The organism is Collinsella aerofaciens (assembly GCF_009876115.1).
Classification (GTDB): domain Bacteria; phylum Actinomycetota; class Coriobacteriia; order Coriobacteriales; family Coriobacteriaceae; genus Collinsella; species Collinsella aerofaciens_N.
Map to the genome: position 1 here is coordinate 41,601 of NZ_WWSY01000008.1, position 20,555 is coordinate 62,155.

At 55.6% G+C, this 20,555-nt stretch carries 20 protein-coding genes and 1 tRNA gene; 11 read left to right on the forward strand and 10 right to left on the reverse strand.

Annotated elements, in window-relative coordinates; all coding sequences use genetic code 11:
* Positions 1 to 162 precede the first annotated feature (162 nt).
* A complete protein-coding gene (locus GT571_RS05730) occupies positions 163 to 1,164 on the reverse strand; it encodes a LacI family DNA-binding transcriptional regulator (RefSeq protein ID WP_161155999.1) in 1,002 nt (333 codons plus the stop codon).
* A 284-nt stretch (positions 1,165 to 1,448) separates the two neighbouring features.
* Between GT571_RS05730 and GT571_RS05735 the strand changes: the two genes are divergently transcribed.
* From GT571_RS05735 to GT571_RS05750, 4 genes are all read left to right on the forward strand, one after another.
* Positions 1,449 to 3,227 carry a PTS lactose transporter subunit IIBC gene (locus tag GT571_RS05735; RefSeq protein ID WP_161156001.1) on the forward strand — a complete coding sequence of 593 codons (1,779 nt, stop codon included), beginning with the start codon at positions 1,449 to 1,451 and terminating at the stop codon, positions 3,225 to 3,227.
* 75 nt (positions 3,228 to 3,302) lie between these two features.
* A complete protein-coding gene (gene lacG / locus GT571_RS05740) occupies positions 3,303 to 4,724 on the forward strand; it encodes a 6-phospho-beta-galactosidase (RefSeq protein ID WP_204987202.1) in 1,422 nt (473 codons plus the stop codon).
* 296 nt (positions 4,725 to 5,020) lie between these two features.
* The gene (locus GT571_RS05745; protein WP_117564761.1) at positions 5,021 to 5,287 is read left to right on the forward strand and encodes a type II toxin-antitoxin system Phd/YefM family antitoxin; all 267 of its coding nucleotides are present in this window, start codon (positions 5,021 to 5,023) and stop codon (positions 5,285 to 5,287) included.
* Complete coding sequence (locus tag GT571_RS05750) at positions 5,277 to 5,582, forward strand: type II toxin-antitoxin system RelE/ParE family toxin (RefSeq protein ID WP_117583553.1); 306 nt, start codon at positions 5,277 to 5,279, stop codon at positions 5,580 to 5,582. The genes GT571_RS05745 and GT571_RS05750 overlap by 11 nt, the downstream gene beginning before the upstream one ends.
* A 242-nt stretch (positions 5,583 to 5,824) precedes the next feature.
* Here the strand turns inward: GT571_RS05750 and GT571_RS05755 are convergent, their stop codons facing one another.
* Positions 5,825 to 6,115: a hypothetical protein gene (locus GT571_RS05755; protein ID WP_161156003.1), complete on the reverse strand. Its 291-nt coding sequence runs from the start codon at positions 6,113 to 6,115 to the stop codon at positions 5,825 to 5,827.
* Positions 6,116 to 6,530: 415 nt separating this feature from the next.
* Positions 6,531 to 8,225: a PTS lactose transporter subunit IIBC gene (locus GT571_RS05760; protein ID WP_161156005.1), complete on the reverse strand. Its 1,695-nt coding sequence runs from the start codon at positions 8,223 to 8,225 to the stop codon at positions 6,531 to 6,533.
* A 357-nt stretch (positions 8,226 to 8,582) separates the two neighbouring features.
* Between GT571_RS05760 and GT571_RS05765 the strand changes: the two genes are divergently transcribed.
* The 4 genes from GT571_RS05765 to GT571_RS05780 all read left to right on the forward strand — a co-directional run bounded on the left by GT571_RS05765 (position 8,583) and on the right by GT571_RS05780 (position 11,822).
* Positions 8,583 to 9,503: a DUF7916 family protein gene (locus tag GT571_RS05765; protein WP_161156006.1), complete on the forward strand. Its 921-nt coding sequence runs from the start codon at positions 8,583 to 8,585 to the stop codon at positions 9,501 to 9,503.
* A gap of 72 nt (positions 9,504 to 9,575) precedes the next feature.
* Positions 9,576 to 10,295 (forward strand): GntR family transcriptional regulator, encoded by a 720-nt coding sequence (locus GT571_RS10170; RefSeq protein WP_161156007.1) that lies wholly within the window; start codon positions 9,576 to 9,578, stop codon positions 10,293 to 10,295.
* A 105-nt stretch (positions 10,296 to 10,400) separates the two neighbouring features.
* The gene (locus GT571_RS05775) at positions 10,401 to 11,567 is read left to right on the forward strand and encodes an AgaS family sugar isomerase (RefSeq protein ID WP_161156008.1); all 1,167 of its coding nucleotides are present in this window, start codon (positions 10,401 to 10,403) and stop codon (positions 11,565 to 11,567) included.
* 9 nt (positions 11,568 to 11,576) lie between these two features.
* Entirely contained in the window at positions 11,577 to 11,822 is a 246-nt protein-coding gene (locus tag GT571_RS05780) for a family 1 glycosylhydrolase (RefSeq protein ID WP_338400636.1), read from the forward strand.
* Between the two features lie 193 nt (positions 11,823 to 12,015).
* Here GT571_RS05780 and GT571_RS05785 read toward each other — a convergent pair whose 3' ends face one another.
* Positions 12,016 to 12,780 (reverse strand): DeoR/GlpR family DNA-binding transcription regulator, encoded by a 765-nt coding sequence (locus GT571_RS05785; protein ID WP_225093911.1) that lies wholly within the window; start codon positions 12,778 to 12,780, stop codon positions 12,016 to 12,018.
* Positions 12,781 to 12,986: 206 nt separating this feature from the next.
* Here GT571_RS05785 and GT571_RS05790 point away from each other — a divergent pair, with 206 nt between their 5' ends.
* On the forward strand, positions 12,987 to 14,039 hold the full coding sequence (locus tag GT571_RS05790; RefSeq protein WP_161156010.1) for an aldose epimerase family protein: 1,053 nt from the start codon (positions 12,987 to 12,989) through the stop codon (positions 14,037 to 14,039).
* An 84-nt stretch (positions 14,040 to 14,123) separates the two neighbouring features.
* Here GT571_RS05790 and GT571_RS05795 read toward each other — a convergent pair whose 3' ends face one another.
* Positions 14,124 to 14,603: a PTS sugar transporter subunit IIB gene (locus tag GT571_RS05795; protein ID WP_161156012.1), complete on the reverse strand. Its 480-nt coding sequence runs from the start codon at positions 14,601 to 14,603 to the stop codon at positions 14,124 to 14,126.
* Between the two features lie 207 nt (positions 14,604 to 14,810).
* Here GT571_RS05795 and GT571_RS05800 point away from each other — a divergent pair.
* Positions 14,811 to 14,886, forward strand: a tRNA-Thr gene (locus tag GT571_RS05800).
* A 206-nt stretch (positions 14,887 to 15,092) separates the two neighbouring features.
* On the opposite strand, the gene GT571_RS05805 is transcribed toward GT571_RS05800, so the two are convergent.
* From GT571_RS05805 to GT571_RS05825, 4 genes are all read right to left on the reverse strand, one after another.
* Positions 15,093 to 15,668 (reverse strand): DUF5067 domain-containing protein, encoded by a 576-nt coding sequence (locus GT571_RS05805; RefSeq protein WP_161156014.1) that lies wholly within the window; start codon positions 15,666 to 15,668, stop codon positions 15,093 to 15,095.
* Between the two features lie 247 nt (positions 15,669 to 15,915).
* Positions 15,916 to 16,389, reverse strand: coding sequence for a NanQ anomerase/TabA/YiaL family protein (locus GT571_RS05810; protein WP_117772916.1), 474 nt, complete (start codon positions 16,387 to 16,389; stop codon positions 15,916 to 15,918).
* Between the two features lie 197 nt (positions 16,390 to 16,586).
* Entirely contained in the window at positions 16,587 to 17,522 is a 936-nt protein-coding gene (locus GT571_RS05820; RefSeq protein WP_161156016.1) for a hexose kinase, read from the reverse strand.
* A gap of 59 nt (positions 17,523 to 17,581) precedes the next feature.
* Positions 17,582 to 18,463 carry an aldose 1-epimerase family protein gene (locus GT571_RS05825; protein ID WP_161156018.1) on the reverse strand — a complete coding sequence of 294 codons (882 nt, stop codon included), beginning with the start codon at positions 18,461 to 18,463 and terminating at the stop codon, positions 17,582 to 17,584.
* 156 nt (positions 18,464 to 18,619) lie between these two features.
* Between GT571_RS05825 and GT571_RS05830 the strand changes: the two genes are divergently transcribed.
* Positions 18,620 to 19,204 carry a flavodoxin domain-containing protein gene (locus GT571_RS05830; RefSeq protein WP_022093846.1) on the forward strand — a complete coding sequence of 195 codons (585 nt, stop codon included), beginning with the start codon at positions 18,620 to 18,622 and terminating at the stop codon, positions 19,202 to 19,204.
* A 75-nt stretch (positions 19,205 to 19,279) separates the two neighbouring features.
* Here the strand turns inward: GT571_RS05830 and nagA are convergent, their stop codons facing one another.
* The gene (gene nagA / locus GT571_RS05835) at positions 19,280 to 20,449 is read right to left on the reverse strand and encodes an N-acetylglucosamine-6-phosphate deacetylase (RefSeq protein WP_022094606.1); all 1,170 of its coding nucleotides are present in this window, start codon (positions 20,447 to 20,449) and stop codon (positions 19,280 to 19,282) included.
* Positions 20,450 to 20,555: the final 106 nt, after the last annotated feature.

The window sequence follows — 20,555 nt, forward strand, 5'->3', positions numbered from 1 at the left end:
GGATACGACCTTCCCGGTGGATGCTTCAGCATCCTTGGTCGTATCCGCCGTTTTTGTTTTTGGGCGAGCCGGGCTGTGTTCGTTTGTCTCGATCTGTAACATCTAGCTGAGTTTTTCGGTCCCACCTGTTACAGATTGAGATGAACGCGCAGTCGAGCAAACCTACGCCCGCAGGTCCTTTACGCTGGAACGCTCGACCAACACGCCCGAGACGAGCGTACGGCTTCTGGAGCTCGGGGCTTCCAAACCTGCGACGACCTCGTTAAGCGCACGGATGCCCAGCTCGCGGTGGCGAAACTTCACCGACGTCAGAATCGAGTTGGGTATCGTCTTGTAGAGCTCATCGTCGAAGCCGATCACGGACACGTCGTCGGGCACACTGAGCCCTTTGTCACGTAGAGCCATCATCACGCCGTTTGCCATACAGTCGTTAGCAGCGAGGACCGCCGTGCAATCGGGTTTACCGGCAAGCACAAGGCCCGCGGCATAGCCACTATCCGCATTCCAATCGCCCTGCAGAGGCTCGGGCGGCTCAATTCCACGCGCCTCGAGCGCCGCACGCCAGCCTTTCATACGACATTGGCTCGACAGCGACTCTTTCTTTCCCGAAACGAAATACACGTTCTTGTGCCCGCGATTCAAGAAGTACTCGCACGCCATGCGCGCACCACCCTCTTGATCGTCACTAACGGTAGAGCAGGCAGGATGCTCCATCGGCGTGATAATCACCGTCTTGAGGTCCTTCGGTGCCTCGAACGTATCGAAATCGTCGACCATCTGGCGCAGGTTGAAAATCATGCCGTCGACGGGAAGCCGTGACATCCTACGCGCCGCTTCGGCAAGGGTCATCTTCTCCCCAGCCCGCTTTTTGATCATCGTGAGAGCAAAGCCGCGTTCTTCGGCGGCATCGGCGATACCGTCAATCATGTCCACGGCGCCGCCCGACAAGTGGAACATCACCACGCCGATGCACCCGTAACGGCCCAACTTGAGTGAACGCGCGGCAAAGTTCGCCCGGAACCCAAGCTCCTCCATGGCCGCATGGACCCTATCGCGCGTCGACTCTCGTACGCTATCGGGCTCGTTGATCACGCGCGACACCGTCTTGAGAGAAACACCCGCGGCAACTGCCACATCATTCATTGAGACATTTTTCTTGTCCATCGTTGCCACTACTTCTCCAGTCGGTTTTGAATCGCTTGTTTTTTGCGTTCTAGCATACACTACCTGCCCGACTGACAAATCAGCCGTTTATCGGACAATATCGACCGTTCACCTGTAAATCCTTGTTGCTCTTCCAAAAATGTCTTACGTTGTCATTAACGAAATGACAACGTTGTCATTTCGCAATGCCTTCCTTAAGCAGGAAGGTTTCCGGGCAGTCCTGACCATCCATCGACGACCAGTTCCATCCACATGCATCGCGCATCAAGCAGCAAAGGAGCTCTATGGACGCCATCGTAAAGATGCTCGAAAAGCATCAACCGTTCTTTGAGAAGATCTCGAGGAACATCTACCTCCAGGCCATCAAGGACGGATTCCTTGGGTGCATGCCCATCGTCCTCACCTCTTCGATCTTCCTGCTGATCGCCACGCTTCCCGGCGTGGTCGGAATCACCTTGCCCCAACCGCTCATCGACTGGTGCAACAAGCTCTACAACTTCACCATGGGTGTCATGGGCATCATGGTTGCCGGCACCACTGCCAAGAACTTTACGGCTTCCATGAACCGTCGCATGCCCGCCGGCAAAGTGCTCAACGACGGTTCCACCATGGTGGCCGCCCAGTGCAGCATGCTTCTGCTCGCAGTCACGCAGTTCACCACCAAGTTCAACGGCTCCGAACTTTCGGTCTTCGATTGCACCAGCATGGGCACGCGCGGTCTGTTCTCGGCCTATATCGCCGCGTTCATTACCGTGTGGGTCTATAAGTTCTGCGTCTCGCGCGATTTGACCATTAAGCTGCCCAAGGAGGTCCCGGGCGCCATCGCTCAGAACTTCCGCGACATCATCCCCTTTGGCGGCGCCGTCATCATCTGCGGCATCATCGATGTCATCGTACGCAACCTCATGGGCGTCCCGTTCTCCGAACTGCTTATCAAACTGCTCTCCCCGCTCTTTACCGCTGCAGAAACCTATCCTGGCCTTATCCTTATCCAGGCAGCCACCGCGTTCTTCTGGTTCATCGGCGTCCACGGCCCCTCGATCGTCCAGCCGGGCATCGACCCCATCCGTCTTGCCAACCAGGCCGAGAACCTGCAGGTTCTGCTGGCCGGTGGTCACCCCGCCCACTCCCTCACCTTTAACATGTCGCTCGTAGGTGAGTTCGGCGGCACCGGCGCCACGTTCATCGTGCCGCTTCTGCTGATTCTCTTTATGAAGTCCAAGCAGCTCAAGGCCGTCGGTAAGGCCTCGATTGTTCCTGTTGCCTTCGCCGTCAACGAACCGCTGCTCTTTGGCGCGCCGATGATCCTTAACCCCTACATGCTCGTCCCCTTTGTTGCCGCCGGCTGCGTCAACGTGAGTGTTGCCAAGTTCTTTATCGATAACGTGGGCATGAACGGCTTCTCCTTCGTGGTGCCTTGGGCTACCCCCGCCCCCATCGGCATCTTCATCACCACGAACTTCCAGCTTATTGCCCTGGTATTTGTCGCGATCATCATCTTGCTGGACGCCATCATCTACCTGCCGTTCTTGAAGGCATACGATAAGCTGCTCTGCGACCAGGAGGCCGAGCGCGCCGCCGAGCTGGGTCTCGAGTCCAACGGTGCCGCTGCCATCGCCGACAGCGCGCCTGTGCCCGCTGTCGAGCAGGCCACCGCTTCCGTCGAGACGACTGTTGCCGCCGCTGACAGCAAGCCTGTCGCCGACCAGCCCGAGCCCGCCGCCGACGCATCCGCTAAGAAGGATGTCGATGGCCTGAAGGTCCTCGTCCTGTGCGCCGGCGCCGGCACCTCTGCCATGCTTGCCAACGCCATCAAGGAAGGTGCCGCGCAGACCGGAGAGAACATCGCTTCCTCTGCCGGAGCTTATGGCCAGCACACTGCCATCATGGATCAGTACGACGTTATCGTGCTTGCCCCGCAGGTTCGTAGCTACTACAACGACATGAAGGCCGACACCGATCGTCTGGGCATCAAGCTGCTCGCCCCGCGCGGTAAGGAATATATCGACCTTACTCGCGACCCCGCCGGCGCCATCAAGTGGCTCCGCGAGAACCTCGACTAGTTCCTCCCTCTGTTGGTGCCCGGACTCCCAGTTTGGGCACCTCTCCCTATTCGTATCCCACAGAAAGGATGACTCATGACCAACCCCATGCAGTTCCCCGACGGCTTTGTGTTTGGCGGCGCCACCGCCGCTTACCAGGTTGAGGGCGAGACCCGCACGCACGGCAAGGGCAAAGTGCCCTGGGACGATTTCCTGGCTGCGCAGGGTCGCTTCTCCCCCGACCCCGCAAGCGATTTCTACAACAAGTATCCGGTCGATATCGCCCTGTGCCAGCGCTTCGGCATCAACGGTATTCGCGTCTCCATCGCTTGGAGCCGTATCTTCCCCAGTGGCACCGGCGAGATTAACCCCGAGGGCGTCGCCTTCTATCACGAGCTTTTCGCCACCTGCAACAAAGCTGGTGTTATCCCCTATGTCACGCTCGATCACTTCGATACGCCCGAGGCCTTTTACCAGAACGGCGGCGAGGGATTCCTGACGCGCACGACGATCGACGCCTTTGTCGAGTACGCCAAGTTCTGCTTTGCCGAGTTCACCGAGGTCAAGCACTGGTTCACGTTTAACGAGATCCCCGCGACCGCCGAGGGCAGCTTTATCGTCGGCAACTGGCCGCACGGCGAGAAGTATCGCCTGGACAAGGCCTTCCAGCTCATGCACAACATGATGGTGGCCCACGCCAAGGCTGTCGTCGCCTTCCACGAGGGCGGCTTTGAGGGCGAGATCGGCATTGTCCAGAACCTGGAGCCCAAGTATCCCCTCGACCCCAACAACGCCGCCGACTGCGAGGCGGCTCGCATGGCCGACGTCATCAACAACCGCTGGGTACTCGACGCCACCTTCCGCGGCCACTATGCAGCCGACACCATGGAGGCTGCGGCCAAGCTGGCCCATATCGCCGGCGGCGAGCTCGACGTCCGCGACGAGGACATCGCCGCGCTGACCGCCGCGCTCCCCTACAACGATTGCCTGGGCGTCAACACCTACAAGTGCCAGTTCCTGCGTGCCGCCGAGGGCGAAAACGACATCAACCACAATGGCACCGGCGACAAGGGCTCCTCGCGCTGGTTCCTCAAGGGCGTGGGCGAGTCATGCGTGCGCGAAGGCGTTCCCACCACCGATTGGGACTGGATTATCTATCCCGAGGGCCTGTACGATCTGCTGCTGCGCATTAAGAACGATTACCCCAACTACAAGAAGATCTACATCACCGAGAACGGCATGGGCTATAAGGACGACTTTGAGGACGGCTTTATCGACGACGCCCCTCGCATCGACTACATGCGTCAGCATCTCGCATGGATCCTCAAGGCAATCGACGGCGGCGTAAACGTCGACGGCTACTTTGTGTGGTCGCTGCAGGACCAGTTCTCCTGGACCAACGGCTACAACAAGCGCTATGGCCTGTTCTACATCGACTTTGAGACCCAGAAGCGCTATCCCAAGGCGAGCGCGTACTGGTACAAGAACGTCGCGGAGACCGGCCTGCTCATGGCCTAGTTTCCGCCGCATACCCCCTGTCGGCCGCATGTGAGCCCCTCCACGGGTTCGCATGCGGCTTTTTTGTTGTGGCTCGGCCCGAGCAGGCCGTTTGTCTCGATCTGTAACATCTAGCCGAGTATTTCGGCCCTAACTGTTACAAATCGAGACAAACGGATAGCCTGGAGCAGAAGATCTCGATCTGTAACATCTAACCCGGTTTTCTACTCCCAACTGCTACAGATTGAGATAATTCGACGACGCCGACGTTTTAATATACCGTGGTACAATTGTGTCCCAACGCAAAGGAGGTACCCATGTCAGCTTGTGTGCCCGTCCGAGATATGAAGGACACTGCTGCATTCACCACGCTTGTTGAGTCTGAGCGCGACGTCACCGTAACTAAGAACGGCTACGAGGCCATGCACTGCATCAGCAGCGACCAGTATCGCCTCATGCAAGAAGAAATCGCCAAGGCAAAACTGCTGTCTCGTATGATGTTGGCAGAAGACGAAATATCGCAAGGCGACTACAGCGACTACGAATCCTTCGCGGCTTCGATACGAGACAAATATGACCTATAACGTCGTAATCCTCAAAAGCGCGCGATATGAGTACGAGAGTATTGTCGGATACCTTGCTCAAATCCTCAAGAATCCGCGTGCAGCAGGCAATTTTGTCGCTGAGTTTGAATATCAGCTTGACCTGCTTCGCGAGCAGCCGCTTTTACGTCCCCTCTCGCACATGCAAGAGCTGGCGGCACGTAATTACCGATCGTTTCCCGTCAACAACTACGTGTGTCTATACAAGTTTGAGCACGAAACAATCTATATCGCCCACATCTTTCATCAGTCACAGGACTACGCCCGCCTGGTCTAGCCCACAAGCTGAATATTTGTTTTGAATCAATGCGTGAGAAGGCGCATCTTGATCAAAAAACTCTTTGATGCATGCACCACGAGCAAATCGAGTTCTATCCTCATGGGATTTAGCAAGGGCGAGCCAACGTCCCGCTCGGACCCAAAGGAAACAGAGTCATTTACATCGTCGACCTAGCGGAGATGACCTTTGGGGCTTATAGGACAAAATGTGTGTCCCGATAGAACATCCGTTTCCAACCATTAATCCAGCCTGAAGGGGTACGGGTCCCTGTGGTGGAGGTCCTCCCACACGACCTCGTCGCCCCATTGCGGCCCTCCGTCCTCGCGCGACGGCGAGGCGGAGTAGACGCTGAACAGGAAGTCGATGTCCGCGTCGGTCGGCATCGCGGCGAGCTTCTCGCTCGCTGTCCTCGCTTCCCCCGAGCGCGCGTGGCACCACCAGAACACCGCCTTCACGCGCTTGACCGACGTCAGCCCCCGGTGGTTGCGCAGGACGGCCCCCGGCTGCGAGTTCACCCCTCCCTCGATCATGTCCTGCCGTTACGCCTGGTCCGACCGCCGCAGTAGGGGCAATAAACGGCCCTCATGGGCACCTCTTCCGAACGGGTATTTAACGGTTCCGGAAAAGGTAATCTACCGGCGGGAACGATAGGCAACCGGACACACATTCTGTCCGAGCGGTTAAAAGCGGGCACGGAATTTAAACGGCTGAAAAGGGGCATCGACCTGCGCCGATGCCCCAAACATGGACACATATTTTGTCCTATAAGCCACCTTTGGTCACACAGATGGAAGGCAGCTTGTCGGTGACTCGGAGAGCGCCAATGCGATCTCACGACGGCTGCGCTCATTGTCTCAATTAGCTACTCAACGAAATACGGCCCCGCAGCTCAATAAGCTGCGGGGCCGCACTACACACCGACGGATCAACGACGAAGTGCATCTACTATTTGGCCAGCTCCTGAACGATCCAGTCAATTGCACCTTCGGGATCGTTGGTAAGGTCGATATACTGCTTACCCCTTGTGGTGAGCAGTTTAATTCCAAGGCGATCGGTATCGGCCTTCATAGCGTCATAGTACATGCGTGCCTGGGGCGCCAGAACAATCACGTTGTACTGATTCATCGTCTCATAGTGGCTTCCGTACGCACCGGACTGAGAAACCAGATCAATACCCTTAGCAGCGGCACCTTCGCGAAGAGCATTTGCCAAGAGAGTCGAAGTGCCGGCACCCTGGCAAAGCACAAGCACGCGGATCTGCTCCGCCTTGCTCTTTACCGCCTCCAGAGCTTTTGCGGCATTTTCTTGTGCGGCAATAGCATCTGCATCCGAGGTTCCTGCAGCTTCCTTTGCGGACTCCTCCAAACAAAGCTGATGGTCATACGCCTTGCAGAACGGATAGTAAATCACAAAGTCAACGACCAACAGCACTGCCATCAATACAAGAGAACGTAGATCAAGACCTGTGGTGAGAAATGCACCGATTGGGCCGGGAAGCGCCCACGGCATAGTATACATGGGGGCGTTCATTCCAATTACGTCAATGAAAAACTTACCGATTATGGCGTTGACCATAGGAGCCGCTAGGAAGGGCACGAACATATAGGGATTGAGAACGATCGGCATACCGAAGAGAACGGGCTCGTTAACTCCAAAAATCACCGGGATAATCGATGCCTTGCCCATGGCTTTAAGCTGCTTGGAACGCATAAACATGATCAGGATAATAGGAACGATGAACGTGCAGCCAGAACCGCCCAGACCGCCGATGAAGCTTGTAAAGTCCTGCGTGAGAGCAATTGACGGGTGTCCACCTGCTTGGAAAACCTCAAGATTGGTAACGGTATTGCCGTAGAGCGCAGCATTGATCGGGCTCATGACAACCGAAGCGCCGTGAATACCCATAAATTGGAAAAGTGCGACCGCGCCTTCGATAAGCGCCATGCCAGGATAGGTGTCGACCGCGGAGAACAGCGGCGAAATTAGAGCAGATACCAAATTGGCGAACGGCACAGCAAGCAGCGTACGGCTCGCGAGATCGATAACGGCGCACGCAAGGATTGAAAACCCAAACGCAAAGATATCGCGAAAACTCTGTGCAATAGCGCCAGGGACCTCTTTGGGGAGCTTGATCGTCACATTATGGCTAATGCACACCTTATAGATATTAACGGTCAAGAACGCGGATACGAACGCAGCGAGAAAACCCTTGGTTCCCATATAGCCGGTTTCAAAAACAGATGTATCTGTTCCGCCAATCGAGACAACATCGTTCGTCACCGATAGCAAGAACATGCCGCACATGGCACAAACCATGCACGAGGTGGGGTTGAGAGATTTGCCCGAAGGCATGCGGCGGTTCATCGACATGGCAAGTGAGCTCGCCGTGGTGCCGGCCACCATAATGCCAAGAAGCCCCATGGTATATGCATAGATTTTATTAAAGAAATCCAGCACCTCAGACGGAAGCGTGATGCCTACATAGGCAGGGAGCGTCGAAAGAAGAAGGAACAGGCTCGAGAACAGCACAATTGGCATATTCGAGAGAAAGCCATCCTTAATCGCCACCAGATAAATGTTCTTTGAGATTTTGTCGAAGAGAGCCTGGTGTTTTTCAAGGAATTTGACGATAGCGTCCATAACGCATCCTTTCATGATTGCCGGGCACACAACGATTTATCCGGACTCAACCGTCGTCGTCCCAGTTTGTATCCGCTTATCGTAAGTGAATACGTTCTCGTGCGAAATGTAATATCATTTGCGCGATTTATCATAACCAATTCTTTTTCCGCTTTGTCGATATGTCAAGAATTCAAATCTTTATTCGGTGAACGGTAGTTGCGTAATTTTAGATTTGTCCAGCTAAAGGCTATTTTTTCGGAGCATTACAATAAGTTTGTAACCGTTTACCGATTGGATATAACATATTAAATATATTGTTGTAACAATATTAGAGACAATGTCACAAGCCTGTCGTTCTAGTCAAAGGAAGTAACAATGCACAAACGATTGCTGAACATGTCCGCATCCGATTTTGCCGCCACGTCACCCATGGATCTAAAGCAGGCAATTCTGGCTTCCGAGGGACGTACCATCATGGCGGAAAACGTACCCTCTTCCCAATTTCTCGGCGGCGTTACTAATGCAGAAATCGAACGTGCCGCAGGTGCCGACCTGCTTCTGTTTAACGCGCTCGATGTGTTCGATCCAGTTATTGCCGGTATTCCAGATGATCTCAATGAAAACCCGGTCACTTGGGTGAAGCGAGCATGTGGAAGGCCTATTGGCGTCAATCTGGAGCCAGTTGATAACGAGGCAGAGATGTCTGAATCCCGTACGGAAATCCCCATGGGTCGTCGCGTCTCTCCCAAGACCTTAGAAAAGGCTAACGAACTCGGATTTGATTTTATCTGCCTGACGGGCAACCCTGGAACTGGCGTCTCCAACGATGCAATCGCCCATTCGATTAAACTCTCCAAAGAACATTTCAATGGCCTGGTCATAGCCGGAAAAATGCATGGAGCGGGCGTTGCGGAACCTGTCATGACACTCGAAATAGCGCGCAAGTTTGTTGATCTCGGCGTCGATATCCTTCTCGTGCCAGCCCCCTACACTGTCCCTTGTTTCCAAGAAGCAGACCTGCGCGCCATCGTAGACTTTGTACGATCCCACAACGCAGGCAAGTCAATTGAAGAAAAGGTTCTCGTCATGGCGGCGAACGGGACCAGTCAAGACTCCTGCGACAGCGAGACCATTAAGAAAATAGGCCTTGCAGCAAAAGCCGCTGGCGCTGACCTCCAACATATCGGGGACTCCATGAACGGTATTTGTCTGCCCCAGAATATCTTCACGCTTGGACAAGCCCTTCGTGGTTACAGGCATCAGATCGTCATGCTGAGCCGCTCTGTGATACGTTAAGGTTGTTGCACTCAAGCTATATCCCGACCACGGCAATCATCAGATACCACCAACATGCAAACTGAGGCTCCAATGCTCGATACACACGAAAAACGGCCACTCTATTTACAGCTCACCGACGCGCTGCTCAAGCAGATCGTCGATGTATATCAAGCAGACGATAAACTTCCAACAGAAATGGAACTTTGCGACGAATACGCCGTAAGCAGAACAACCGTCCGACTTGCCATGAGTGAGCTGGAGCGTCGTGGAAGTATCTATCGAATCCAAGGTAAGGGATCGTTTGTTGCACCGAAACGCGTCAGTGAGCTCAATTCACTTTTAGACTTTGACTTTGCAAGCCATTGCGATGGTGTTGATCCGGATACCATCACCAAACATTTCGGCGGCCGCACATCAGGTCGTCCAATTTCCGTAATGATGCTCCAACAATTTGGATGTCAAAGTCGCGATGAGATTCAGCGTCTTGAATTGACCTACGAACTTGAAGGCAGCTTCATAGGCGCTGATACGTTCTTCATTTCAAAGTCGCGCGTTCCGAATAATCAGTTAGATTTTCAGGCATTTAGCAAAATCATGGACGAGTTGTCCATGTCTATCCAATCTGCTCGAGAAAGCTATAGAGCACGTCAGCTTAGCGATTCCGAAGCCAGCAATTATGGTGTTGCAAAACTTCCGGTCATCGAACTAACTCGATATGCTTACGACTCCGGAGGCAAATTAATTGCAATTACTTGCCGCACCGTCTTAACTGGGCAAATCCCTTATCAAAACTACGTATTCAAATCCTGATCCCCTATTTTGCTTCATGTCTTGTGCTCCCTACGGCATAAAGCGCGGCAAGGAGCAGCGAGTTTGTTTTAACAATTGATATTTTTATTAGAAAGGTGTCTTATTATGTTTCACCGCACGCACGATGAGCTGAAACAGCTTGGGGCAGCTACCACTACTTCTGAAATTATGCAACAGCCCGAACTCTGGCGCGATACATTTTTGATCTATAGAAACCAACTTGACGATATTGAAACGTTTTTATCTGATGCTAGATCTATGGCAGACGGACGTCTTGTCGTCATTTTCACCGGAGCGGGGACCTCGGACTATGTCGGAGACACATGCGCGCCTTACCTTAGGCATGCAGGAGACACATCACGCTATGAGTTCAAATCCATTGCTACTACCGATATCGTATCCGCTCCGCTCGACTTCGTTAATCCTGATGAACCAACTCTTCTCGTTTCTTTTGCACGCTCTGGCAACAGCCCAGAGTCTCTTGCCGCAATTGAAGTCGTCCGAAAGTGCGTGAAGCAGGCAAAGTTTCTCAACATCACCTGTGCACCCAATGGAAAGCTCGCCGTCAAATCTGCAGCTGATCCGGATTCCCATACGGTATTAATCCCTCGAGCAAACGATGGCGGATTCGCCATGACGGGATCATATACCTGCATGGAGCTCTTAGCCACGCTTATTTTTGACGATGCATCGATCAACCAGAAGGAAAGTTGGGTCAGCATTGCCGCCGAGATGGGCGAACAAGTTATTTTACGCGAACACGAGATTGCTGCATTTTTAGATGATGATTTTAATCGCGTGACGTATCTTGGATCTGGCTCTTTTGGAGGACTCGCTCAAGAAGCTCAGCTTAAAATTCTTGAGCTGGCACATGGTCTTATTGCCACCTCATACGACACTTCCATGGGTTATCGTCATGGACCAAAATCATTCGTGGACAGTAAAACCCTTGTGTTTGTATTCGTTAGCGAAAACGAATACACTCGCCAGTACGATCTAGATATTCTTAATGAAATTGACCATGACAATATCGCACAGAAGGTAATTGCAATTCAGCAAAAGTCCGACAATCCCTACAGCGGCATTTCTTTTACTTTTGACAGCGCAGAGCGCCTGCCCGAATCTTATCTTGCATTACCTTTTGTGATGGTTGCCCAAACTGTTGCACTTTTAAATTCAATTCGCGTTGGAAACACGCCGGACACGCCAAGTCCAAATGGGACAGTCAATCGTGTTGTGAAGGGCGTCACAATCCATCCATTCAATGCCTAGGACGGCTTTATCGACGACGCCCCTCGTATCGATTACATGCGCCAGCATCTCGCGTGGATCCTCAAGGCAATCGACGGCGGCGTGAACGTCGACGGTTACTTTGTGTGGTCGCTGCAGGACCAGTTCTCCTGGACCAACGGCTATAACAAGCGCTACGGCCTGTTCTACATCGACTTTGAGACCCAGAAGCGCTATCCCAAGGCGAGCGCGTACTGGTACAAGAACGTCGCGGAGACCGGCCTGCTCATGGCCTAGTTTCCGCCGCATACTCCCTGTCGGCCGCATACGAATCCCAAACCGGTTCGTATGCGGCCTTTTTGTTTTGGCTCGGCCCGAGCAGACCGTTTGTCTGGATCTGTAACATCTAGCAGGGGTTTTCGGTCCCAGCTGTTACAGATCGAGACAAACAGGACGTCCGGTCAGAAAAACTCAATCTGTAACACCTAAGCTAGCAAATGACCTGCGTGTGCTCCTCGATGGCGGCGCGGTCTGCATCGGTAATACCCGGCTCGCACACCACGGCGTCCAAATTGTCCAGGCGGCAGAAGGTGTAGAAGTCGCGCTTGCCGATTTTGCTGGAGTCGGCGATCAGATAGCGCGAGTCGGCCTTGCTAAAGGCGAGCTGCTGGATACGGCCCTCGTCCATGTTGGACGTAGACACGTCGCCATCCAGAATGCCGTTGGCGCCGATAAACGCTGCATCGATGCCCAGCGCACGCAGGGTATCCTCGGCCGTTGGTCCCACAAAAGCGGCGGTACGGCGACGGTACATACCGCCCACGAGGCACAGGTCGCAGTCTTCGCGCGCCTCGAGCAGGTTAAACACCGAAAGCGAATTGGTCACGATACGCAGGCGAAACGCCGGCAGCATCGACGCCATCTGTTCAACCGTGGTGCCCGTACCCAAAAAGATAGTCGAGCCCTCCTCGATGAGCTCCACAGCACGGCGCGCAATCTGCAGCTTTTCCTCGGCATGCTTAGTGCGCTTTTCGCTGTGCGAATACTCATGGCGCAACATAGCGTGCGGACGCCCCTGTGCACTGCGGGCTCCGCCGTGCACGCGCTCGATCTCGCCCAGACTCGCAAGTTCTTCGAGGTCGCGGCGAATCGTCATGTCCGAAACGCCCAGCGCATCCGAAATCTCCTTGACCGAGACCGTGCCCTGCTCTTCGAGCAGCTGACGAACCTTATCCTGTCGCTCTGCCTTAATCACGATGAATCCTCGCCGTTCTTTGCGCGCATATCATTCAAACAGTAACGAACAAATTGTATCAGAATCGCGCGCGCCAAAAATGAGCGCCCACACAGCCCAAATCATCACTTTTTTGAGAAAAATACCCCCTGCTTTAGTGGGGTGTAGTGATAATCTTGCCTGTTCGCGCTACAGTTTGTCCGAAATACCTCGATGTTAGGAACCAAATGATCACTTCCGAGCTTTTCGGCACCGCGCCGTGCGGTACCCCCGTTCATCGTTACACCCTCAACGGGCCCGAGATCTGCGTTCGCATTATGGACTATGGCGCCACCGTGCTGGGTATCGATGTGCCCGACATTCCCGGCAACGTGCGCGATGTGGTGTTGGGCTTCGATAAGCTCGAGGATTACTTTGACAACCCCGCCTGCTTTGGCGCGACCATCGGCCCCGTGGCAAACCGCACCGCGGATGCCACGATCACCATCGCCGGCACAGACTGGCATATGCCCGCCAACGAGGGCGCCAACAACCTGCACAGCGATCTTGAGCATGGTCTGCACAAGCGCGTGTGGGACGCTGAGCTCGACGAGACTCACAACGCCGTGCGCATGACCACCTCGCTTGAGGATGGCGAGCTGGGCCTGCCCGGCAACCGCACCTTTACGGCCGTGTTTACCGTGACGCGCACCGGACGTTTCCGTATCGAGTATGGCTGCGAGAGCGACCGCGCCACCTATGTGTCCATGAGCAACCACACGTACTTTAACCTTGCCGGTCATAACGCCGGCATGGACTGCGAACACTTCTTTGTTGCTAACGCTGCCCACTACCTGCCCATTAACGAGCAGAACATCCCCACCGGCGAGATTGCTCCGGTCGAGGGCACGCCGTTTGACTTCCGCGAGCTGCGCCCCGTCGCCCCCGGCATGGAAGCCGACGACCCGCAGATTAAGCAGGCCCGTGGCTACGATCACTGTCTGTGCATCGATGGCTATCAGTACGGCCGCAACCTACGCCGTGCCCTGCATGTTGAGGAAATGTGGACCGGCCGCGAGATGGACTACTACACCACCGCCCCGGGCGTGCAGCTCTATACCGGCAACTGGCTGGGTGACGAGCACGCCAAGGACGATGCCAACTATGGCTGGGGCGCCGGCTTTGCCCTCGAGGCAGAGATGTACCCCGACACGCCGCACCAGCCGCTGTTCCCGCAGGGCATTGTGGGCCCCGGTCACCCCTACAGCAATGTGATCGAATACCACTTTATGAGGCACTAAGCCCATAACGCAACATATCGCACAGCAGCGCCCGCCGGCACCACCGCCGACGGGCGTTTTGCTACCTAGTCATTGGGGACGTTCTTAAATGACTAGTTGGATGGGGTCGGGATTGGAGCTGGGGAGGTAGCGGATTTCTAGTTCTATGCCGAGTGCTTGCAGCTCTTTGAGGACAGCGACGTCTGCATCATCTATGGCGACTGCGGGCGTTGCTGGACGCTTGCCCTCCCCTGCCTGCATGTGACCGATGCTGATCTTGGTGATCGGCACACCACCCTTAACCAGCGCGAGCGCATCGGCGGGTGAGGCCACCATGATCAGAATCAGTTGGCGCGGCGTTGCGGTATGAATGATGTCGATGGTCCTTTGCACCGAGAAAAACCGTGTCCAAACGCCTTCTGGCGCCGCGACCCTCATGGGTGCCCATTGGCGCGAATCCGCTGCGATTTCATCGTTGACGATTAAGACAAGGTTGGAACCCACGGCTTCGTTCCACAGCTCAACGTCTTGCCCGTAAATGAAACGGTCATCGATACGCGTGAGAAGGATCTTGGGTTGAGCCATCGCCGCCTCGTTTCGCTCGACATCCATACGATCTGGACGCCAGCAGCCAACTCAGCAGCAGGTCAAACGCCAAATGGGTGCCACAGACATCACGCTTCTAATATTAGTGCATTTAAAGTGAGAAAAGCCGTCAGAACACTTGCGCGGATTAGCGATGTCCCGTATCATAGACAGCCGTTGACGCCTCAGTTGCGTCACCACATGGCCGCCAGCGTAGCTCAGTTGGTAGAGCACCGCTCTCGTAAAGCGGGGGTCACCGGTTCGAGCCCGGTCGCTGGCTCCATTGCACAAGATAGCCGCCTTCGGGCGGCTTTTTTGTTTTCGATTTTGAGTGCGCGTCCGCCAATCCGATCGCTACACCGCAAGGCACCCCCCTACTCAACAATAAAGCCCCGCCAACCGCGGCCTCCCAAGCGGAAACCACAATCAACGGGGCTCAAGCGCGACCCCTCGCAAGGATTACGACAGCTTTTATACTATGAGCAGGGATTAAAGAGTGCTCAAATCAATTGTCTGCGGATTGGTCAGGCCGTAGAAAGCATTTTCATCACCAGAGGATGTGGTTTGGCCGCCAGCTTCACATTCAACCGGCGTCGTTTCGTCAATCAGCTCGTAAGCAAGCCAACCCTCAAGCACGGCACCTGGTTGTATTTGGCGCGATTCAGGAAGATCAAGGCCTTCCACAAGCACGCCCGAATTAAGCCCCTTTCCATCTTGGAATGCTAGAATTTCATTGCCTGCAAAATGTGCATCTTGCAGATCATCCGACACATTTTTAGCAGTTACATTCAAAATCAAAAGCGACTTACTGTGATCAAGCTGCTCTACTCCGCGCTGCGCCCCCGTGATGGTGTACTCAATACCCGATGCTGGGATATCGCCGTTCCCGCCGCTGCCATCTTTCTCTTTTCCGGCAGCGTCTGCCTGAGCAGCAGCATAGCCTGCAGCGTAACCATCATCATAGCTCCCCTTCCCGGAGCAAGCGGTGAGGCAAGCAGAGCCAGCTGCGAGCCCCAACGCCAAGAAAGCGCGCCTAGGAATTAAAGCGGTTGTGCTGAGTCCCATAAAGAGCTCCCATCAATTAGCCATTTCTCGTATCCACAGCTATTTTAATTATTCTTCAATCCATTTAGCATCGATTGTGTCTCAATAACTGCGTCGTTCAGCCTAATTTGGTCACTCCGAAGAATACAGCTCAAACAACAAAAGCCCCGCCGACCGCAATCCCCAAAGGAACCGCAATCAGCGGGGCCCAAGAGCGCTCCTCCAAGGGATAACGCTCACAACACGAACAGCTCAGCCGAGCAGCGCGCTACTCCTCCCAGTAAGCATCTGCAAGCAGCTTAAAGCAGATCTTCTTGACCGGCTGCGCGCCATCGCCCTGGAACTCGAGCGTAGGCATGTGAGGCTCGCCGGCAACAAACAGCGCAAACTTGTCGTCAGCAAGATCGCCGGCGATCGAGGCGTCGGAATCGACCAGATCGTAGTCGTCCTTCTCGTCGAACTCCTGGACCAGCGTCAGGCTGCCCGTGGCAACCTTAAAGGCCTCGCGACCCTCGACGTCAATCTGCAAGTCGTGATAGCGCTGATGCGTCTCGTAGTGGGCCTCAGCCTCGGGACGCGTCGTAGGAGCCATGACGTTCGCAAAGACCTTGTCGCCCAGAATCGGATGGCTGCCGACCTCGAGCTTCGCCGGATCGTTCTCCTCGAGCCAATCGATCAGCACGTCGAGGCCCTTGAGCATTCCACGGTACTCCTCGATATCGCCCAATGCACCGTAAATCATCTAAATCCCCTCTCGGATCGTTTCTTTGGCGGCTACTCGGCAAACGCATTACCGACGCTGTTGCCACCCACATGCGTCTCGACCAGGGTAAGGTCGGGATTGAACACGACAGTGTCGGCGTCGCGCCCCGGCATAATGCTACTGCACTTGTCGTCGACATGAGCTAGCAACCGATGCCGGGGCCGCAGCACAAGCTCCTACAGCTCGGTCACGACAACGCCGTTGTAAACCTCATCCCAACGATCCATAACCAAGTGGCCAGTCATGGGATCCATGGCATTGAGCTTGCCGCAGGTGTTGGCGGTACGCAGCACCGTCTCGTCATCGGCTCCGGCAGCAATCGCATGTGCGAAGCCGGCAATGGTCGAATCGCCAGAGCCCGTAGCGTTAACGGCGGGGATATCGGGGGTCTTGGCGCGGAACGCACGGCCATTGTGGAAGCCCACGGAGCCGGCGGCGCCCATGGACACGACGACCCAGGGGATATCGGAGAAGCGGGCGTCAGAGGCGAGCGCGGAACGGAGCTCGTCCACATCGTCGGTGGTAAAGCTCGTGCCCAGAAGGCCGTTAATTTCGGTCAGGTTAGGCTTAACCAGCTCAGGCTTGACCTCGGACTTGAGCGCAGCCTCGAGCGAGGCGCCCGAGGTATCGAGCAGCACCTTGGCGCCGGCGTTCTCTGCAATGCCCGTGATCTTGGCGTAGTAGTCCGCCTCGACGCCGCGGGGCAGCGAACCCGAGATGGTAGCGACATCGGCCTTGCTCGCAAGCTCGGCGAACTTGGCGGTAAAGGCATCGAGCTCCTCGGGGGCAATCGTCGGGCCGCTCTCGAGCAGCTCGGTCTGGTTGCCGGCATGAAGGATATTGAGGCAGATGCGGGTCTCGCCCTTGATGGGCACAAAATCATTCTTAATGCCGTTGGCATCCATGAGCTCGGCCATATAGGCGCCCATATGACCACCAAGCAGGCCGGTTGCCACGACATCGTCGCCCAGCTGGCCCAGGACGCGGGCCACGTTGAGGCCCTTACCGCCGGCGGTCTTTTCGGGCGTCACGCGGTTGACGTCGTCGATAATGAGCTCATCGAGCTGATAGCGCGTATCGACGGACGGGTTCATCGTAACGGTGAGGATCATTTCTAGCTCCTTATCTCGCAGGCTCCTTATGCCTTGCAAAACGAATTGGCTACATGCGACTACAGAATCTCGATTGTGAACGAGCGCACGATGGTTTCTTTGGGCTTGGCGATAAGGCAGCCGCGCTTGTGCTCAAGCACGTCATCCTCATCGGAACAGGTCGAGAGGCCGCCCCAGGGTTCAACTGCCACAAAATCACCCTCGGGCTTGCTCCACACAATGAGGTACGGGAAGCCCTCAAAGCTCAGGCGAACGCCCTTGTCCTCGCCCTTTTTGGAAAGCGTGACCTGGCGGCTCTCGAGCACGTCAAAGATGGTCTCCGCAAAATCGAAGAGCTCATGCGACAAAGGCAGCGTCTTTCCCACCATGGGGTTCTTGGAGCGCCTGTCCACATCAATCAATCCGGTCGAGGGAACGGCGGTGCAGAGCTCCGCAGCCTCGTCTTTCTCAAAACGCAACTCGTAGTCCGTATAGGACTCGCCCTCGTCGAGCGGACACCTAAAGCCGGGGTGTCCACCGATAAAGAAAGGCATGTCCTCGGTGCCCTCGTTGGTAACCTCATAGGAGACACGCACGGCGGCGTCCTCGAGCGTATAGCGGGCGACAAGTTTAAACGGATACGGATAATCGCTCAGCAGCGCGGCATTATCCTCGGATGCCAGGCACATAGCCAGCTCGTTTGCGCTTTGGCTCAACAGCTTCCACTCCTGCTTGCGCGCAAAGCCGTGGCGGGCGAGCTTCACATGATGTCCGGCAAACGTCATGGCGCTGTTATCGCGCAAACCTCCGCAAATCGGGAAGCAAATCGGTGCCTGGCCGGACCACACGGCGGGATCGCCCTGCCACAAGCACTCGCGACCTCCAGCCTCAATCGAGGTAAACGAGCCGCCGGCCGTGGAGACCTTGATAGAAATCGAATCGTTGGAGAGAGCGTATTCCATTGTCCATCCTTTCGAACAACTGCTTTTTGCTCGCAAGAACCCGTCTCGGCCCTGACCAAAGGACAAACCCGCACGTTCATCGATGCGTTCGGTTTCCCAGGCATGCAACGGGGTACCATACAGACATTGATGCAATTACAGCTGAAAGGCCTTCTTATGCGAACCATCATCCTTTATGCCTCACGCCACCACGGCAATACGAAAAAGCTCGTGGACGCCATCGTTGAGGCACACCCCGAAATCGATACCCTCGACGTGAAGTCACTCGGTAAAAACGAGTACCCCGACCTGCACGAATACCATCTGATCGGCGTCGCCACGGGCATTTATTACTCCGAGATCGACAAAGATATGGCGCGCGTGCTCACGAACGTGCTGCAGCCGCAGGACAAGGTGTTTGGCCTTATGACCTACGGTGGCAAAAACAAGTGGTACGGCAAGGATATCGATGGCATCTGCCGCATGAGGCAGGCCATCTTTATGGGTGTCTACGGCTGCCCCGGATTTGACACATGGGGTCCGTTCAAGATTACCGGCGGCGTCCAGAAGGGACACCCGACCGCTGAGGAAATTAAGGGCGCCGTCGACTTCTTCGACAAAATCGAAGATGAGTACGGCGATATCATCGTCGAAGAGTATGCCAAGCGCGAGAAGCGTCTAGCATACGAAAAGGAGCATCCCGCGGGGGGTCTTGTGGCCGGCGTCAAGCGCACGGCAAAGAAGATCGCTAACAAGCTGTAACTGTTAAGGTGCTTTTGAGCATTTAACCCATACGGCGGGTCCGAGCAGACTCGGGCCCGCCGTCTTTTTCTATCGTTACTCGGTAAAGGCGTTGCCGACGCTCTGACCGCCAACATACGTCTCGACGAGGGTGAGCTCATGGTCGAACACGACAAAGTCGGCGTCGCGACCCGGCATGATGCTGCCACACTTATCCTCGATGTGCGCGGAGCGCGCCGGCACCTCAGTTGCCATGCGAATGGCGATATCGGCGCTGGCGATGCCCCAGTCGACGATGTTCTTGACGCCCTGGGCAAGCGTGAGCACCGAGCCAGCAATGCTCTTGCCGTCGGCGAGCCAGCACAGGTTGTCCTTCATGATGACGTCCATGCCACCACTGGTGTAGCTGCCCTCGGGCATGCCGCCGCAACCCAGGCAGTCGGTGATGAGCACCGTGTGCTGCCAGCCCTTTGCCTGCAGCAGCGCCTTGATGGCGGCAGGGTTTACGTGCTTGCCGTCACAGATGATCTCGGCGTAGGTCTCGGGCGTGGACATGGCAGCGCCCACGACACCGGGCTCACGGTGATGCAGCCCGCGCTGGCCGTTATAGGTATGCGTAAAGCAGCTGGCACCGGCGTTGATGGCGGCGATGCACTCATCGTAGGTGGCGTCGGAGTGACCGATACTGGTCACCACACCCTTGGCGTTCAGAGCAGCCGCATAAGCAGCGGCACCGTCGCGCTCGGCCGCCATGGCGCTCTTAACGATGCGACCGCCCGCGGCCTCCTGCCACTGGTCGAAGACCTCCTCGGAGGGATCGATAAGATAAGCGGGGTTCTGCGCGCCCACGTGCTTCATGGTAAAGAAGGGGCCCTCCAGGTAGATGCCCTGAATGCGAGCACCGCAGAAGTCGGGGCCGCGGCCCTCGTCAGCCTGGGCGATGGCGGCGCAGGCATCCTTGATCTGCTCGACGCCATCGGTGAACGTCGTGGGCAGCCAGCTGGTGGTACCGCGACGAGCGAGCTCAGTCGAGCTGATATCGATACCCTCGGGGTCGTTATCGGTAGTCGAGTGGTTATAAAAGCCATGGATGTGAGTATCGACCATACCCGGTGCGATCCACGATCCCGTGTAGTCCTTAATCTCGCAAGAGGGCTCGTCGGCCTGCCAGGCGCCAAAAACGCCATCCTCGACCATAAGATAGCCGCCCAGTTGCGGGCCTGCCGGCAAGAAGAACTTGTCAGCCTTAATTGCGTACGTGCTCATATGCACTCCTCGCTTCTAAAGCAGTTGACTGTGGTAATGCTTATACCCAGCTCACGTAAAACAAAAAGCGCCCGCCCGCCGTTATGAGCGGACGGGCGCCCTTACA